Origin of the sequence: Mycobacterium sp. 1274761.0 (assembly GCF_001668615.1) — a bacterium.
Lineage (GTDB): Bacteria > Actinomycetota > Actinomycetes > Mycobacteriales > Mycobacteriaceae > Mycobacterium.
The window spans coordinates 73,039-88,597 of sequence record NZ_LZMC01000111.1; the positions used below are offsets into that span (position 1 = coordinate 73,039).

At 66.0% G+C, this 15,559-nt stretch carries 19 protein-coding genes; 3 read left to right on the forward strand and 16 right to left on the reverse strand.

Annotation, left to right across the window (positions count from 1 at the left end; all coding sequences use genetic code 11):
- Positions 1-80: 80 nt before the first annotated feature.
- Genes rpsQ through rpsJ form a run of 11 tightly spaced genes read right to left on the reverse strand, consistent with a single transcriptional unit; the run spans position 81 to position 5,645 of the window.
- Positions 81-389 carry a 30S ribosomal protein S17 gene (gene rpsQ, locus A5651_RS23515; protein ID WP_066986874.1) on the reverse strand — a complete coding sequence of 103 codons (309 nt, stop codon included), beginning with the start codon at positions 387-389 and terminating at the stop codon, positions 81-83.
- A complete protein-coding gene (rpmC, locus tag A5651_RS23520) occupies positions 389-622 on the reverse strand; it encodes a 50S ribosomal protein L29 (protein ID WP_066986877.1) in 234 nt (77 codons plus the stop codon). Before rpmC ends, rpsQ begins: the two co-directional genes overlap by 1 nt.
- Complete coding sequence (gene rplP / locus A5651_RS23525; protein ID WP_066986880.1) at positions 622-1,038, reverse strand: 50S ribosomal protein L16; 417 nt, start codon at positions 1,036-1,038, stop codon at positions 622-624. The genes rpmC and rplP overlap by 1 nt, the downstream gene beginning before the upstream one ends.
- 3 nt (positions 1,039-1,041) lie before the next feature.
- The gene (rpsC, locus tag A5651_RS23530; RefSeq protein ID WP_066986883.1) at positions 1,042-1,932 is read right to left on the reverse strand and encodes a 30S ribosomal protein S3; all 891 of its coding nucleotides are present in this window, start codon (positions 1,930-1,932) and stop codon (positions 1,042-1,044) included.
- Entirely contained in the window at positions 1,932-2,540 is a 609-nt protein-coding gene (rplV, locus tag A5651_RS23535; protein ID WP_066986886.1) for a 50S ribosomal protein L22, read from the reverse strand. The genes rpsC and rplV overlap by 1 nt, the downstream gene beginning before the upstream one ends.
- Positions 2,537-2,818 carry a 30S ribosomal protein S19 gene (gene rpsS / locus A5651_RS23540; protein ID WP_007167837.1) on the reverse strand — a complete coding sequence of 94 codons (282 nt, stop codon included), beginning with the start codon at positions 2,816-2,818 and terminating at the stop codon, positions 2,537-2,539. Before rpsS ends, rplV begins: the two co-directional genes overlap by 4 nt.
- A 10-nt stretch (positions 2,819-2,828) precedes the next feature.
- Positions 2,829-3,668, reverse strand: coding sequence for a 50S ribosomal protein L2 (rplB, locus tag A5651_RS23545; protein ID WP_066986889.1), 840 nt, complete (start codon positions 3,666-3,668; stop codon positions 2,829-2,831).
- Positions 3,669-3,693: 25 nt separating this feature from the next.
- Positions 3,694-3,996 (reverse strand): 50S ribosomal protein L23, encoded by a 303-nt coding sequence (gene rplW, locus A5651_RS23550; protein ID WP_066986891.1) that lies wholly within the window; start codon positions 3,994-3,996, stop codon positions 3,694-3,696.
- Positions 3,997-4,677 (reverse strand): 50S ribosomal protein L4, encoded by a 681-nt coding sequence (gene rplD / locus A5651_RS23555; RefSeq protein ID WP_066986894.1) that lies wholly within the window; start codon positions 4,675-4,677, stop codon positions 3,997-3,999.
- The gene (rplC, locus tag A5651_RS23560) at positions 4,677-5,327 is read right to left on the reverse strand and encodes a 50S ribosomal protein L3 (protein ID WP_066986897.1); all 651 of its coding nucleotides are present in this window, start codon (positions 5,325-5,327) and stop codon (positions 4,677-4,679) included. The genes rplD and rplC overlap by 1 nt, the downstream gene beginning before the upstream one ends.
- A 12-nt stretch (positions 5,328-5,339) precedes the next feature.
- Complete coding sequence (rpsJ, locus tag A5651_RS23565; RefSeq protein ID WP_003883485.1) at positions 5,340-5,645, reverse strand: 30S ribosomal protein S10; 306 nt, start codon at positions 5,643-5,645, stop codon at positions 5,340-5,342.
- A 350-nt stretch (positions 5,646-5,995) separates the two neighbouring features.
- Between rpsJ and A5651_RS23570 the strand changes: the two genes are divergently transcribed.
- Entirely contained in the window at positions 5,996-6,472 is a 477-nt protein-coding gene (locus A5651_RS23570) for a hotdog fold domain-containing protein (RefSeq protein ID WP_066986899.1), read from the forward strand.
- Between the two features lie 81 nt (positions 6,473-6,553).
- On the opposite strand, the gene A5651_RS23575 is transcribed toward A5651_RS23570, so the two are convergent.
- A complete protein-coding gene (locus A5651_RS23575; protein ID WP_066987026.1) occupies positions 6,554-8,215 on the reverse strand; it encodes a carboxylesterase/lipase family protein in 1,662 nt (553 codons plus the stop codon).
- Positions 8,216-8,323: 108 nt separating this feature from the next.
- Here A5651_RS23575 and A5651_RS23580 point away from each other — a divergent pair, with 108 nt between their 5' ends.
- Positions 8,324-9,574 carry a cytochrome P450 gene (locus A5651_RS23580; protein WP_066986902.1) on the forward strand — a complete coding sequence of 417 codons (1,251 nt, stop codon included), beginning with the start codon at positions 8,324-8,326 and terminating at the stop codon, positions 9,572-9,574.
- On the opposite strand, the gene A5651_RS23585 is transcribed toward A5651_RS23580, so the two are convergent.
- Complete coding sequence (locus tag A5651_RS23585) at positions 9,552-10,199, reverse strand: TetR/AcrR family transcriptional regulator (RefSeq protein WP_066986905.1); 648 nt, start codon at positions 10,197-10,199, stop codon at positions 9,552-9,554. The two genes, A5651_RS23580 and A5651_RS23585, sit on opposite strands and share 23 nt — an antisense overlap.
- 90 nt (positions 10,200-10,289) lie before the next feature.
- Here A5651_RS23585 and A5651_RS23590 point away from each other — a divergent pair, with 90 nt between their 5' ends.
- Positions 10,290-11,936 (forward strand): MFS transporter, encoded by a 1,647-nt coding sequence (locus tag A5651_RS23590; protein ID WP_066986907.1) that lies wholly within the window; start codon positions 10,290-10,292, stop codon positions 11,934-11,936.
- Here A5651_RS23590 and mftG read toward each other — a convergent pair.
- Genes mftG through mftE form a run of 3 tightly spaced genes read right to left on the reverse strand, consistent with a single transcriptional unit; the run spans position 11,850 to position 15,445 of the window.
- Positions 11,850-13,289 carry a mycofactocin system GMC family oxidoreductase MftG gene (gene mftG, locus A5651_RS23595; RefSeq protein WP_369803994.1) on the reverse strand — a complete coding sequence of 480 codons (1,440 nt, stop codon included), beginning with the start codon at positions 13,287-13,289 and terminating at the stop codon, positions 11,850-11,852. The genes A5651_RS23590 and mftG overlap by 87 nt on opposite strands.
- Entirely contained in the window at positions 13,290-14,702 is a 1,413-nt protein-coding gene (gene mftF / locus A5651_RS23600; protein WP_066986909.1) for a mycofactocin biosynthesis glycosyltransferase MftF, read from the reverse strand. It abuts the gene before it with no gap.
- Complete coding sequence (mftE, locus tag A5651_RS23605; RefSeq protein WP_066986912.1) at positions 14,699-15,445, reverse strand: mycofactocin biosynthesis peptidyl-dipeptidase MftE; 747 nt, start codon at positions 15,443-15,445, stop codon at positions 14,699-14,701. The genes mftF and mftE overlap by 4 nt, the downstream gene beginning before the upstream one ends.
- Between the last annotated feature and the right edge of the window lie 114 nt (positions 15,446-15,559).

A 15,559-nucleotide genomic window follows, 5' to 3' on the forward strand; every position in this document is an offset into this window, starting at 1 on the left:
CTACTTCGGCGGAAATCAGGACCCGTGGCACATCAACACCGATCGTGATACCACGAATCGGGGTTGCTGAACGGATAGCGCTACTTGGCCTTTTCGAGGATCTCGACGAGCCGCCAACGCTTGGTCGCCGACAACGGACGCGTCTCCATCAGGGACACCCGGTCACCGATGCCTGCGATGCCGTTTTCGTCGTGCGCCTTCACCTTGGTGGTGGTGCGGATGATCTTGCCGTACAGCGGGTGCTTCACCCGGTCCTCGAGCTCGACCACGATGGTCTTCTGCATCTTGTCGCTCACCACGTAGCCGATGCGGGTCTTACGACGGCCGCGGGGCTTCTCGGTGCGCGGCGTATGTGCCGGGCCCTTCTTCGCAGTTGCCTTGTCTGCCATTACGATTCCTCACCCGCCGGCCCGGAAGCCAGGCCCAGCTCACGTTCGCGCAGGATGGTGTAAACGCGCGCAATCTCCTGGCGGACGGTGCGCAGCCGGCGGTTGTTCGCCAGCTGACCGGTCGCCATCTGGAAGCGCAGGTTGAACAGCTCTTCCTTCGACTCGCGCAGCTTGTCGGTCAGCTCGTCGTCGGTGAGCTCGCGCAGTTCGCCCGGCGTAACTCCCACTGCCATCAGAACTGCTCCTCTCGGGTCACGATGCGTGCCTTGATCGGCAACTTGTGGATCGCACGGGTCAGTGCCGCTCTGGCGATCCCCTCATCGGGGTAGCTCAGCTCGAACAGCACACGGCCCGGCTTGACGTTGGCCACCCACCACTCCGGCGAGCCCTTACCGGAGCCCATGCGGGTCTCGGCGGGCTTCTTGGTCAGCGGACGGTCCGGGAAGATGTTGATCCACACCTTGCCGCCACGCTTGATGTGCCGGTTGATGGCGATACGAGCGGACTCGATCTGCCGGTTGGTGATGTAAGCGTGCTCCAGTGCCTGAATGCCGTAGTCACCGAAGCTCACCGACGTGCCACCGCTGGCGATGCCGCGCTGCTTCGGGTGGTGTTGCTTCCGGTGCTTGACTCGACGGGGAATCAACATGATTCAGCTCTCCGTGTTCTCAGTCGGCGTCTCGGCGGCGGCGCCTGCGGCGGCTTCCGTGCCGGAAGCGGCCTCGGCGACGGCAGGGGCTTCTTCAGTGCCGGTCTGCGCCGGACCGGCATCACTGCCGGAGGCAGCGCGACCAGCGTCGGTGCTCGTCGCCGTGGTGCCCGAGGCGCCGCTGCGGCGCGGACGGGTGCCCGACGGACGCTCGCGGCGCGGACGATCGGCGCCGGCCGGGACGGCGGCGGCCAGCTCGCGCTTGCCGCCGACGATGTCGCCCTTGTAAATCCAGACCTTCACGCCGATGCGGCCGAAGGTCGTCTTGGCCTCGTACAGGCCGTAGTCGATGTCGGCGCGCAGCGTGTGCAACGGCACGCGGCCCTCGCGGTAGAACTCCGAGCGGCTCATTTCCGCGCCGCCCAGACGACCCGAGCACTGCACCCGGATGCCCTTAACGTTCGGTTGACGCATCGCCGACTGGATGGCCTTGCGCATCGCACGGCGGAACGCCACACGGTTGCTCAACTGCTCGGCGACACCCTGGGCGACCAATTGCGCCTGCGACTCAGGGTTTTTCACCTCGAGGATGTTGAGCTGAACCTGCTTGCCGGTCAGCTTCTCCAGGTCGGCGCGGATGCGGTCGGCCTCGGTTCCGCGGCGGCCGATGACGATGCCCGGACGTGCGGTGTGGATGTCGACGCGGACACGGTCACGGGTGCGCTCGATCTCGACGTCGGCGATGCCTGCACGCTCGAGACCGGTGGCCAGCAGCCGACGGATCGCAACGTCTTCCTTGACATAGTCCTTGTACTGCTTGTCGGCATACCACCGGGACTTCCAGTCGGTCGTGATACCGAGGCGGAAGCCGTGGGGATTGATTTTCTGGCCCACTACTCCGAGCCCTCCTTCGCTCCTGCTGAAGCTTCTTCAGTCTTTTCGGCCTTCGCCGCAGCCGTCTTCTTGGCGGTGCCGGATGTCGCCGCCTTCGCGGCTCCGGAAGCCTTCTTCGCCGGAGCCTGCTCAGCGGCCGCCTTGGTGGCGGGAGCCTTCGTGGCCGCTTCAGCGCTCTTGGCCTTGCTGCCCTGGGCGCGGCGTGCACGCGAGCTGCTGGCTGAAGCGCGTCCACCGCGTTCCTCGCGGCTCGCCCTGCTCTCGACGATCACCGTGATGTGGCTGGTGCGCTTGCGAATTCGGAACGCCCGTCCCTGCGCGCGCGGCCGGATGCGCTTGGCCGTCGGGCCCTCGTCGGCGTAGACGGTGGCGACCACCAACGTCGACGGATCGAGGCCCTCGTTGTTCTGCGCATTGGCGGCGGCGCTGGCGATCACCTTGGCGACCGGCTCGCTGGCCGCCTGCGGCGCCCAGCGCAGGATGTCCAGCGCCTCGGACACGGGCTTGCCGCGCACCAGGTCGATGACCCGGCGCGCCTTGGTCGCCGACACGCGGACGAAGCGGGCCTTCGCCGTCGCGCTCGGATATTCGGTCTCAACAGCGCTCATCGCCGCTTCGCCTTCCGGTCATCCTTGATATGACCCTTGAATGTGCGGGTGGGTGCGAACTCGCCCAGCTTGTGTCCGACCATCGCCTCGGTGACGAACACCGGCACATGCTTGCGGCCGTCGTGGACCGCGAACGTGTGCCCGATGAAGTCGGGGATGATGGTCGACCGGCGCGACCAGGTCTTGATGACCTGCTTGGTGTTCTTCTCGTTCTGTGCGTCGACCTTCTTGAGGAGATGGTCGTCGACGAACGGGCCTTTCTTCAGGCTGCGTGGCATCAGCTAACTCCTACCGGTGCTTCTTGCCGGTGCGCCGGCGTCGAACGATGAGCTTGTCGCTTGGCTTGTTGGGCTTGCGGGTACGGCCCTCGGGCTTGCCCCACGGGCTCACCGGGTGGCGACCACCGGAGGTCTTGCCCTCACCACCGCCGTGCGGGTGGTCGACCGGGTTCATCACGACACCACGGACGGTGGGACGCTTGCCCTTCCACCGCATGCGGCCGGCCTTGCCCCAGTTGATGTTGGCCTGCTCGGCGTTGCCGACCTCGCCGACGGTCGCGCGGCACCGCACGTCGACGCGACGAATCTCACCGGACGGCATGCGCAGCGAGGCGTAGGTGCCTTCCTTACCGAGCAGCTGAATGCCCGCACCGGCGGACCTGGCCAGTTTGGCGCCGCCACCGGGGCGCAACTCGACGGCGTGGATGACCGTACCGGCGGGGATGTTACGCAGCGGCAGGTTGTTGCCGGGCTTGATGTCGGCGTTGGGGCCGGACTCGACCACATGCCCCTGCCGCAGTCCCTCGGGGGCGATGATGTAGCGCTTCTCGCCGTCGAGGTAGTGCAACAGCGCGATGTTGGCAGTGCGGTTCGGGTCGTACTCGATGTGGGCGACCTTGGCGTCGACGCCATCCTTGTCGTGGCGACGGAAGTCGATCACCCGGTACGCGCGCTTGTGGCCACCCCCCTTGTGCCGGGTGGTGATTCGACCGTGCGCGTTACGGCCGCCCTTACCGTGCAGCGGACGCACCAGAGACTTCTCCGGCTCCGAGCGAGTGATCTCGGCGAAGTCGGAGACGCTGGCACCGCGGCGACCGGGGGTCGTCGGCTTGTACTTGCGAATTCCCATAACTCTTGTCTCTCAGCTTCTCTCGCTAGGACGGGGTTCCGAACAGGTCGATCGGCTTGCTGCCCTCGGCAAGCGTGACAATGGCGCGCTTGGTGCTCTTGCGCGTGCCGTAGCCGGCGCGTGAGCGCTTCCGCTTGCCCTGGCGGTTGGCGGTGTTCACGGACGAGACCTTGACCTTGAAGATCTTCTCGACGGCGATCTTGATCTGGGTCTTGTTCGAGTCGGGGTGAACGATGAACGTGTAGACGTTGTCCTCGATCAACCCGTAGGACTTCTCGGAGATCACCGGCGACAGGATGATGTCGCGCGGATCGGTCACGGTCGCCATCTACGCCGATACCTCCTCGGTGTTGGCTTGCGAGCGCTGGCTCGCCGCGCTGATGTAGGAATCCAGCGCCTCCACGGTGAACACCACATCGTCGGCGTGGAGCACGTCGTAGGTGTTGAGCTGATCCGGGGCCAGCACGTGCACGCCCGGCAGGTTTCGCACGCTCTTGGCGCCGGTTTCATCGCTGCGACCGATCACGACCAATACCTGCTTGCCCTCGACGAGGGTGCCCAGGAATGCCTTGGCGCTCTTAGTCGATGGCGCCTGGCCCTCGACAAGCTCGGTTACCGCGTGGATGCAGCCGTTGCGCGCACGGTCGGACAAGGCACCGAGCAGAGCGGCACGGATCATCTTCTTGGGGGTTCGCTCGCTGTAGTCGCGCGGCTTGGGTCCGTGCACGGTGCCGCCGCCGGTGAACTGCGGCGCCCGCGTCGAACCCTGACGGGCCCGGCCGGTTCCCTTCTGCCGGTATGGTTTCCGGCCACCGCCGCGGACCTCGCCGCGGGTCTTGGTGGAGTGCGTGCCCTGGCGGGCCGCGGCCAGCTGCGCCGTCACCACCTGATGCATCAGCGCGATGTTCGGCTCGACGTCGAACAGTTCGGCGGGCAGCTCCACGGAGCCGTTCGTCTTGCCCGCCGGGGTGTGGACTGAGATTGTCAGAAGATCTTTGGGTTCCGTCATTACTTTTCGCCTCGCTTGATCGCGCTCCGGACCATCACCAGGCCACCGGTGCGACCGGGGATGGCGCCCTTGATCAGCAATACGCCGTTCTCGGCATCCACCTTGTGCACCAACAGGTTCTGCGTGGTGACGCGGTCGTTGCCCATGCGGCCCGACATCCGGGTGCCCTTGAAGACACGGCCCGGGGTGGCGCAGCCACCGATCGAACCGGGACGGCGGTGCACGGCCTGCGCACCGTGGCTGGCGCCCTGGCCGCGGAAGCCGTGGCGCTTCATGGTGCCCGCAAAGCCCTTGCCCTTGGACGTGCCCGTCACGTCGACGTAGCTGCCGTCGGAGAAGATCTCGGCGGTGAGCTCCTGACCGACCTCGAATTCGGCGGCGGCTTCATCGTCGATGCGCAGCTCGGCGAGGTGCCGACGCGGGTTCACACCCGCGGCGTTGTACTGCCCGGTGAGGGGCTTGTTCACCTTACGCGGGCTGATTTCGCCGTATGCCAGCTGAATTGCGCTGTAGCCGTCGCGCTCCGGAGTGCGGATTCGGGTCACGACGTTGGGTCCAGCCTTGACGACCGTGACCGGCACAACCCGGTTGTTCTCGTCGAACACCTGCGTCATGCCCAGCTTGGTGCCCAGAATGCCTTTTCGTGCCATTTCTCTGGTCTCCTACTGGATGTTGACGTCGACGCTGGCCGGCAGATCGATGCGCATGAGAGCGTCAACGGTCTTCGGCGTCGGGTCGAGGATGTCGATCAGCCGCTTGTGGGTGCGCATCTCGAAGTGCTCCCGCGAGTCCTTATACTTATGCGGGGACCGGATGACGCAATACACGTTCTTCTCTGTCGGCAGCGGCACTGGACCCACGACACTGGCGCCGGTACGGGTGACCGTTTCAACGATCTTGCGCGCAGAGGCGTCAATGGCCTCGTGGTCGTAGGCCTTGAGCCTGATGCGGATCTTCTGTCCCGCCACGCTTCTCCTACCTCGCTCCTGCTTCGTACATCGGCCGCGCTGTATCAGCGCTGGTATTGCCGCCGCTGTTTACCTGTCTATGTGCACCGGCACCCGCGGTCGGGTGTGTCGCCCGCACGCACACTTCGACTCGACGGAAATCCGCCATTGTCGAAGTTGGCACCGGATGCGCCCGTATGGGCGCCGGTTGTGTGCCCGGCCAGGCGCAAACCCGGCGCAGAGCAACCCGACCAGTATGCCCTAGATCGCTGGCTGCTCCAAATCCCTGGCCGCGGCACTGCCGCGCTGACAGGCGCCCTATGGCCACGGTAGCCGTACCGTGTTCTTACTCCAGAGTAAGGTAACGCGACATGGCCGCTCAGACCGCCACCTATCAGATGTGGAGACGTCTCGCTGGACGTCCCGGCGGCAGCCGCCTTTTCTCGGCGGCGGCTATGGTGCGAGTCCCCTATTTCGCGTCGATCGTCCCGCACGTCGTACGGATGGAGCCGGGGCTCGCCGAGGTCGAGGTACCGAAGTGGTTCTTCGTCTACAACCATCTACATACCGTGCACGCGATCGCCTCGTGCAACGCCGCGGAGATTGCGATGGGGATGTTGATGGAGGCGACGGTGCCGACCAGTCACCGCTGGATCCCCAAGGCGATGACGGTGCAGTACCTGCAGAAGGCGACGTCGTCTTTGCGGGCGACCGCGCGGCTGGAGCCGCCCGACTTCTCGGCGATCACCGAGGGCCGCGAGCTGACGGTCCCGGTCAGCGTGAGCGACAAGGGGGGTACCGAGGTGGTCCACGCGGACATCACGTGCTGGGTCACGCCGACGCCCTGACGGCCTCTGTATCCGCTGCGAGTCTGCGCACAGATCGCGTTCGCGGCTGAAAAGTCGATCTCCCCGCAGACTCGGCGTCGGTTATCGCGGCAGGCTCGCCCAGAACGCGCACTTATGAGTGTCGTCGAACGTCGTGACCACGCGGCTGCCGTCGGGTTGCAGCGACATCCACGGCTGTGCGGCGCCATCAGTGCCCAACGGCGGCCACTCGGGTTGACCGCCAGCATCTGGCGACGCGTCCGTGATGAACCCGCTCCAGTAGTCGAGCATCTGGTCGGACAGCCCCTGTTGCGCGCGATCCAGCGGCTCGGCGCCGCCGACTTCGAAGATGAAGCGCAGTTCCAGTGAATGGCTGGCGCCGACGGGAAAAGGCAAGTCGCGCATCGCGTCCGGGGCGGGCGCGTCGCGGTCGTTGAACTCGTATGCATAGACCGGGCCCACACGGGCCAAGTCGTTGGCCATCCGTTCGTTGACGCACGCGAATACCCCGTCGGTGACGGCCGCCGCGTACGCAGACGGCACGTTGCCGTGGTAATCGCTGAGCGGATAGCGCGCACCGACCGCAGCAGCGTTGGGGCCGAACGTGTCTCGCAGGAGCTGCGGGTACTGCTCGGCGGTGAAGACCTTCCCCGCGCGCAGGTACTGCAACGCAACGAACAACGTGAACTCGTCGCGGTTGGTGCCGATCAGCACCGGAACGCGCGCGGCGTCGTGTTGGGCGATTGCGGTCACGGCGTCGACCGGTAACGCAGCACTTCCGCTCACCGGGCCGGGAAGCGCGTCGTCGCCGACGTTGTAGAACGTCACGGGTTCTCGCAGTTTGTCGACCGGCAATGCGCGTAGGCAGTCGGCGGCGGTTTTCGGGTCGCCGCACCCCACTTTCGCTGCGTAGTCGACGCTGCGGCGTTCGGCCGTCGGCAGATCGGCCTGCGCCTGGCACGGGGCACTCTGAATGATCGCCGCGCTGAACAAACCCCGAGAACCCGGCGCAACAAGGTGATCACACACCGACATCCCACCCGCCGATTCACCCGCGACCGTGACCCGGCTGGGGTCGCCGCCGAAATCGGCGATGTTGTCCTTGACCCAGCGCAGCGCCGCCTGCTGGTCCTGCAATCCGTAGTTGCCGACGGCGCCTGCAGGGCCAAGCGCCGGATGAGCCAGGAACCCGAGCGTGCCGAGCCGGTAGTTGATGGTGACGACGATGACATCGCCGCGAGTCACCAGCCACCCGGCGTCATAGATCTTGCCGCTGCCACCGGTGAACGATCCCCCGTGAATCCACACCATGACCGGTCGCGGGGCGGCCGTCTTCACGGGCGCCCAGACGTTGAGGCTCAGGCAGTCCTCATCGCTCTGCTTGCCGAATTCCGGATCTGCGCCCGGGTCCTGGATGCACCGCGGCCCCGGTTTGGTGGCGTCGCGGATGCCCTTCCACGGCGTCGCGGCCGCGGGCGGCTGGAACCGCAGCGGGCCGACTGGCGGTGCGGCATAAGGAATACCAGCGAACAAGCGATGGTCCGACTCGACAGCCCCACGAAGCACTCCGTTCGCGGTGCGCACCAACGACGAGTCCGACGACGGCGGCCCCGGGGTGGGGATCACCGGCGAGGGCGGCTCGAGGATGTGCGGGACGGCGTCCCTGGGCGACGCCCCGACCAGCCGGCCGAGCGCCACGACCAACACCGTCACCGACACAACGAGCAGGACCACTCGCAGGCTTCGAGCCGTCCTTGGCTGCACGAACACCGAGCCTACGCAAGCGTTTCGGCAGAACCCTGGATCCGCGGTGCGGCGATCCCATAGACTGCCGAAGTTGACACCCGTCAAGTTTGTACCGCAGGAGACGCAATGCCCTCACACACCAAGGACGAGGCGGCCGAGGTTCTGGCCGACCCGACGGCCTACGCCGACAACGAGCGGCTGCACGCCGCGCTCACACGTCTGCGGGCCAACAATCCGGTGGCGTGGGTCGACAAGCACCCCTACCGCCCCTTCTGGGCCATCACCAAGCACGAAGACATCATGGCGATCGAGCGGGCCAACGACTTGTTCCTGTCGGAACCACGCCCAGTGCTGGCCACCGCCGAGACCGACGATGTGCTCAAGGCACAGCAGGAAGTCGGCATGGGCATCCGCACCCTCATCCACATGGATGACCCGCACCATCGGAAGGTCCGTGCGATCGGTGCGGAGTGGTTCCGTCCAAAGGCGATGCGCGCCTTGAAGGTTCGCGTCGACGAACTCGCCAAGCGCTACGTTGACACGATGCGCGACATCGGCCCGGAATGCGATTTCGTTGAAGCGATCGCCGTCAATTTCCCGCTGTATGTGATCCTTTCGCTTCTCGGCCTGCCCGAAGACGACTTCCCGCGGATGATGAAGCTGACGCAGGAGATGTTCGGCGGCGACGACGAAGAACACCAGCGAGGTGGATCAACCGAGGATCTGCTGGCCGTGCTGGCCGACTTCTTCAACTACTTCTCGGCGTTGACGGCGTCGCGGCGCGCCACCCCGACCGAGGACTTGGCATCCGCGATCGCCAACGGTCGCGTCGACGGTGAACTGATGTCCGACATGGACACCCTGTCCTATTACGTCATCATCGCCAGCGCGGGCCACGACACCACCAAGGACGCGATATCGGGCGGTCTGCACGCGCTCATCGAGAACCCCGGCGAGTTGGCGCGCCTGCGCGACGACATGAGCCTGATGCCGACCGCAATCGAGGAGATGATCCGGTGGACGACGCCGGTGAAGGAGTTCATGCGGATTGCCGCCGAGGACACCACGGTTCGCGGGGTTTCCATCGCCAAAGGTGAATCCGTGTATCTCGCTTACGTTTCCGGCAACCGCGACGAGGACGTCTTCACAGACCCGTTCCGGTTCGACGTCGGTCGCGATCCCAACAAGCACTTGGCTTTCGGATACGGCGTCCACTTCTGTCTTGGCGCCGCGCTGGCACGGATGGAGATGAACAGCTTGTTCACCGAATTGGTTCCGCGGCTGGAGTCCATCGAGCTGGCCGGTAAGCCCGAGCTGTCAGCCACCACGTTCGTCGGCGGACTCAAGCACCTGCCTATTCGTTACTCGCTACGCTGAGCCCCTCAGCCTTCCTGCGGTGGGTGGCAAGGAAACCGTCGACGGCCGACACCGCGATCTCGTGGTAATCGAAGTCGGGCAGCGTCGACAGCTTGCCCAGCGCGATCGGGCCGAGCAGTAAGGCCGCCGCCCTGGTGCGGTCGACGTCACCGATCTCTGCGATCGCCTGTGGGCTGCTCAAGATCGCCTGGAACGGGGCCACGTACTGTTCGGCGACACGCTCACGCAGGGTGCGCACCTCGGGACTGTCCGCTGATCCGCGGTGCGGCGCGCCGGGCAGCCGTTCAAGGTCGCCGCCTAGGGTCAACCAGGACATCGCCGTCAGCGTCACGGGGGCTTCGGCGATCAAGTCGGCCTGCGCCTGCACCAACGCGATCAGTCTGTCGCGCAGCGAACCCTCTGCAGGCGGCGTTGGCGCTGGCGGTATGAGCGCGTGAAAAGCCGCGGCCAGCAGGTCGTTTCCACTCGGGAAGTGGCGATAAAGCGTGGCCCGAGCTACGTTGGCGGCACGGGTGACCGCATCGACAGTCACCGCGTTGGGACCACCGGTACGCAAAAGCGCTGTCGCCGCATCGATGAGACGGGCTCGGGATCGTGCCGGTCGCGGGTCGATATGCCCGGTCATGGTTTAGCCCCCTTCCCAATGGGAACAAGACTGTTGGTCTTGTACTGAGACTGTTAGTCTCAAAAATTCGCGATCGAAAGCGAGCGACTTATGGTCGACACCCTCGTCCGGTCCGACCAGAATATCGACGCCAACCTGGCGACACTGTCGAGATTCGGCCGGTTCTGGCTCTTGACGGTCGCGGCGGTCGACGTGCTGCTGGTGATCTCGTCCATGGTGGCGCTCAATGCGGCGCTGCCCGACATCGCCGTCGAAACGGCGGCGACCCAGACCCAGCTCACCTGGATTGTCGACGGTTACACCTTGGTGCTGGCGTGCCTGCTACTGCCCGCGGGTGCGCTGGGCGACCGGTACGGACGGCGAGGCGCACTGCTTGTCGGGCTGGCGATCTTCGCGGCCGCCTCGCTGTCGCCGACCGTGTTCGACAGCCCGGTCCAGATCATCCTGGCGCGCGCTGCCGCCGGTGTCGGAGCAGCGTTCATCATGCCCGCCACCTTGTCCCTGCTGACAGCGGCGTTCCCGAAGGACGAACGCAACAAGGCGGTCGGTATCTGGGCCGGGATGGCCAGTTCCGGCGCGATCGTCGGGTTCATGGGCACTGGCCTGCTGCTGCGATTCTTCGAGTGGCAGTCGGTGTTCTACACGTTCGCCGTCGCAAGCGTCGGATTGATCTTCTGCACCTGCACAATTCGCACTTCACGCGATGAAACTGCCACCCCGGTCGACTGGGTGGGAGCGGTATTGATCGGTGGCGCCGTGGCGATATTCGTCTTCGGCGTGGTCGAGGCGCCGGTGCGCGGGTGGACACATCCGGTGGTGTGGGGGTCCATGTCGGCCGGCGTCGCGCTCGGCCTCGTCTTCGCCGTCGTCGAGCTACGGCGCCGCCATCCGCTGCTGGACGTGAGATTGTTCGGCCGCCCCGACTTTGCGAGCGGCTCGGTGGGTATCACGTTTCTGTTCTTCGCCAACTTCGGCTTTTTCTTCGTCGTCATGCAGTACATGCAGCTGATCCTCGGCTACAGCCCGCTTCAAACAGCCTGGGCTCTGGCACCTTTGGCGGTACCGATCATCGTTCTGGGCGCGACGATGCATTTGATCCTGCCACGGGTCGGGCTGCGGCTGATCGTGGCCGCGGGTTTGCTACTGCTTGCCATCGGCCTGTTCAGCATGCGGTCCCTCGATGCCGGTTCGTCCTACATCGACCTTGTATGGCCGCTGTTGGTCGTCAGCGCCGGCATCGGGTTGAGCGTGGCCCCCACGACGTCGGCGATCATGAACGCCGTGCCCACCGCCAAGCAGGGGGTGGCTTCGGCCGTCAACGACACCACGCGGGAAGTGGGTGCGGCGGTCGGTATCGCGGTGGCCGGATCGGTGCTGGCGGCTCAATACGATAAAGCGCTGGCGCCTGGCCTCGGCGCATTCCCCGCACAAATTCGTGCGGTGGCGTCCGATTCGCTGGCCAACGCGCTGGAAGTCGCCAAACAGCTTGGCCCACAAGGTCCTGCGTTAACGCGGCTGGCCGAATCGGCATTCCTCGATGCGATGGACATGTCGCTGACGGTGCTTGCGGGTGCCCTTGCGGTGGCGGCCGCGTTCATCGCGGTGTGGGCTCCCGGCCGGGACGGCAGACAGCTCAGGCCGGTTCGCCGCTTAGTCGACGACGAACTCCGCGCCGCGGTGCCCGAGCATTACGATCGTGGCGTGCGGACCACGGCCGGTGACCCTGGGCAGGATTGAGCCGTCGATAACCCATAGCCCGTCGACACCGCGCACCCTGCACCGTTCGTCGACGACCGCCGCGGGGTCACCGTCGACACCCATGGGAGCGGTCGCGCACAAATGCTGCGACGTCGACCAATTCGCCTCGCCGACTTTGGTTGATGTCGAGGCCAGTTCGCGTGCGAGCTCGGCTCCGGCACTCAACACCGCCACATCGTGGGGGTCGCTGTCGTAGCGGTGCTCGATGACGGGTGCGGTCGAGGGGTCGGCGGATACGACCCGCAGCCGACCCGTGGACCGGGGATGCATCAGCGCGACGCCGAGGTGCGGGCGGTCGGCCGGATCAACTCGTGTTCCGTCGACCATGGCACCGAAGCCACGCGTGTACGGCCGGATCTCGAGGCCGTTGGCCGTGGTGAGAATCGCCTCCAGCGGAGGAAGGTCGTGCGTCGGCGTCCAGTCGACCGGCAACACCCACTCCGGATGGTCGCTTGTCTGCATCCCCACCGGTGAATCGTGAAGAACAGAGATACCGGCGCTTTGGAGTACGTCGGCGGGGCCAACTCCGGAGAGCATCAATAGATGCGCAGAGCTGATTGCCCCCGCACACAGCACTATTCGGTCGGCGGAGAAGTCGGCAGGCCCGTCGGGACCGATCGCGTGCACACCAACCGCACGGCCGCGTTCGAATCTGATGCCCACGGCCCGGGTGTCAGCGAACAGCGTCAGATTCGGCCGGTCCAGCGCCGGCTGCAGGTAAGCCCCGCCGGGGCCGAGCCGGATGCCGCCGTTGATGTTCAGCGGTACCGCACCGACGCCGACCGTCGTCGGCGCTTCTGCGGTTGCACCGTTGAGGTCGGCAATCCACGGGTACCCGATTTCGGTTGCGGCATCGACGAATGATGCTGTGCAGCCGTCGAATTCAGACACACGGTGCACTCGTATCGGGCCGTCTGAACCATGCATCGGGCCGACGAAATCGACATCGCTCTCGATCGCCCGAAAATGCGGTAGGACGTCGGCCCACGACCAGCCCGGAATGGCCCAAGCGTCGAAGTCTGCGGGCAGCGCGCGGCAGAAGTAGCCGCCGTTGACGGCCCCAGATCCACCTACCACCGCCCCGCGCATGATGTGCGCGACACGCCTGGGGTGCTCGGTCAGCGTCGTCGCATAATGCCGCACCACTGAGCTGGCGGTGCCTATCGGCATCCGCAGCGCGTCGGTGATCTGGGCGCCGACCTTAGGATCCGACGGCGCGGGACCCCCTTCGATTACGGTGACGCGGGCCGCGCCGTGACGCGAAACGCGCTCGGCTACAACCGAACCAGCACTGCCGGCGCCGACGATCAGCACGTCGCTGCGGTGCAACAATCAGGTCCGAATCTGCGGCGTGAGGGCGCCGATGTGCCGTTCTCGTACGACACCGGTCCACAGGCCGGCGCCGTACGCGATGTCGTCGAGACGCTTCAGCAACAGGTGGCCCATCAGCCCCACCGGCTTCGTATCGTCGTCGGCATTACCGTGCCTCTTCACCCAGTCCACGACGCCGTCGATGATCGCCGCAACCAGCACCACGCTTCGACAGTGTCGCGACAGCAACGCAAGCACCAGCGCCACCGGCCAGTAATGGCGGCAGATCGCCGCGGCAAGCTGAAGGGCCCCCGACCACAGTCCGTGCGCGGCGACGACCGCGACGTCCTTCGGTTCGGTGTCGACCGTGCCGAGCGAGCCGGCGATCCGGCGGCCGGTGATCATGGCGACCACCATCGATGCCAGATACCCGATAACCGACCCCATCGAGAGCAGCACCCACACGAGCAGCGTCCACCCCGATATCACGACCGGCGCGGTCTTGCCGGGATGGCGGATCGACAGCGGTGCCGCGGACGCACCGTAAAAAGCCTTGCGCGCGAACCACTCTCGCAATTCCGTGCGGTGTTCGTGAGCGACCATGGCAATGGGTTCATACCGCAGCCGCGCGCCGGCCTCCACGAACCGCCAGCACAGGTCGACGTCCTCCCCCGACTTCAACGTCTCGTCGAACCCGCCGACCTGGGCCAACACGGAGCGACGGCAGATGATCGCGGCACTCGGCACGTAGGACACCGGGCCGTAGGGCACGACGGGGGCTTCCCGCTGCCCGAGGTCCAGTGACGAACGCACCGCCTCATAGCGGGCGATCAAACTGTCCGGCTGCGAAAGATTCACGATGCGTGGCGCCACCAAAGCCACTGCTGGATCACAGAAGTGGCCGAGTAGCGCCTCCAGCCAACCCCGGCGCGGCACGACATCGGAGTCGAGGAAGGCGACGAAGTCGGTGGTGCACACGGCCAGGCCGGTGTTGCGTGCGGCGGCGGGCCCCTTGCTCCGGGGATGGCGCAGTACCTGTACGTCGCAGTGCATGCCGTCGAAGTCGGAATGCTGGATCGGAGTCGTCGAGCCGTCGTCGACCACCACGACCCGCATCCCGCGCAGTGTCGAGACGACCCGCCGCACGCCGGAAGTGTTGTCGCGCACCGGAATAACGACCGTGACATCGCGGTGTGACGGCCCGCTGGCAGGACGTGGGTGGGCGACGGTTGCGTCGAGCAGTGTCCGGGCGACCTGTGCGCTGAGGGCGTCGTGCACCTCGAGCCTGCCGCCGTTGAGCATGGTCTGCGCGGCGGGGGCCAGTCGCAGCAGGCGGGTGGGCGAGCCGCCGAGCAGTGTCGAGCCCTCCCCAAGCACCTTCACCCGGCGATCGACCTGCACCGCGAAGCCGTCCGGCAGCCGCGGCTGACTCATGTCAGCATCCCGTCACGGTCAGGCGTCCAGCGCTCGATGCGGGCGGCACAGCCGTCGATCATTTCGGCGAGCAGGCGGTCCCCGTCGGCGGCGGTGGCGGTGGTGGGGTCGCCGAGGACGCCCAGCTCACTGACCGCCGCCACTCCGCCACTGCGCATCGCGGGCAGCAGTTCGGCGAGGGGGGCGCGGTTGCCTGGTGCCATGTCGTCGACCCGTACGAGTTCTGGCGAAATATGTAGCAATACAGAGGTTTCGGTGTGTCCGGCATGCGCATCGCCGTTTCGCACACCACACGAGCACCATCCGGCGTCGCGGCCTTCGTACCTCAGCAATGCGACTGCGGCTGCCAGTGCCTCCACGTTCCCCCCGTGTCCGTTGACGAACACCAGCCGGCTGGCCCACTTCACGGCCGACCGCCCGAACTCCACCAGCAAGAGGCGAAGAGCGGAATTGCCGATCGACACCGTGCCGGGAAAGCTCTCGTGTTCGCCACTGGCTCCGTAAGCAATCGCCGGCGCCAGCATCCATCCCGAATCATGATCTGCGACCGACAGCCGTTCAGCAACCCCCCGAGCAACGGCTGCGGCGATCCGGGTGTCGGTGTCCAGCGGCAGGTGGGGTCCATGCTGTTCGGTGGAACCTACCGGGATAACCAACGCGGGTGACGGGCCGTGCAGCTGCCTCGACGTTGAGTTCCCAAGCTCGCTGGGGAAAGCCACCCGCCGATGGTAGGACGAATTCACCTGCTGTGCGCCGGTTGTTGGTGCATGCGCAAATTTTGTTTTCTCCAGAATTTGCGGCGACGGCCGCCGGCTAATCACGTCCGCCTCCCCCGCCACACAGTTTCACGGCAATCT

Bases quoted from the DNA above. Each gene is read 5' to 3' on its own strand.
- rpsQ (WP_066986874.1), bottom strand. From the start codon at position 389: ATGGCAGACAAGGCAACTGCGAAGAAGGGCCCGGCACATACGCCGCGC.
- rpmC (WP_066986877.1), bottom strand. From the start codon at position 622: ATGGCAGTGGGAGTTACGCCGGGCGAACTGCGCGAGCTCACCGACGAC.
- rplP (WP_066986880.1), bottom strand. From the start codon at position 1,038: ATGTTGATTCCCCGTCGAGTCAAGCACCGGAAGCAACACCACCCGAAG.
- rplV (WP_066986886.1), bottom strand. From the start codon at position 2,540: ATGAGCGCTGTTGAGACCGAATATCCGAGCGCGACGGCGAAGGCCCGC.
- rpsS (WP_007167837.1), bottom strand. From the start codon at position 2,818: ATGCCACGCAGCCTGAAGAAAGGCCCGTTCGTCGACGACCATCTCCTC.
- rplB (WP_066986889.1), bottom strand. From the start codon at position 3,668: ATGGGAATTCGCAAGTACAAGCCGACGACCCCCGGTCGCCGCGGTGCC.
- rplW (WP_066986891.1), bottom strand. From the start codon at position 3,996: ATGGCGACCGTGACCGATCCGCGCGACATCATCCTGTCGCCGGTGATC.
- rplD (WP_066986894.1), bottom strand. From the start codon at position 4,677: ATGACGGAACCCAAAGATCTTCTGACAATCTCAGTCCACACCCCGGCG.
- rplC (WP_066986897.1), bottom strand. From the start codon at position 5,327: ATGGCACGAAAAGGCATTCTGGGCACCAAGCTGGGCATGACGCAGGTG.
- A5651_RS23570 (WP_066986899.1), top strand. From the start codon at position 5,996: ATGGCCGCTCAGACCGCCACCTATCAGATGTGGAGACGTCTCGCTGGA.
- A5651_RS23580 (WP_066986902.1), top strand. From the start codon at position 8,324: ATGCCCTCACACACCAAGGACGAGGCGGCCGAGGTTCTGGCCGACCCG.
- A5651_RS23585 (WP_066986905.1), bottom strand. From the start codon at position 10,199: ATGACCGGGCATATCGACCCGCGACCGGCACGATCCCGAGCCCGTCTC.
- A5651_RS23590 (WP_066986907.1), top strand. From the start codon at position 10,290: ATGGTCGACACCCTCGTCCGGTCCGACCAGAATATCGACGCCAACCTG.
- mftF (WP_066986909.1), bottom strand. From the start codon at position 14,702: ATGAGTCAGCCGCGGCTGCCGGACGGCTTCGCGGTGCAGGTCGATCGC.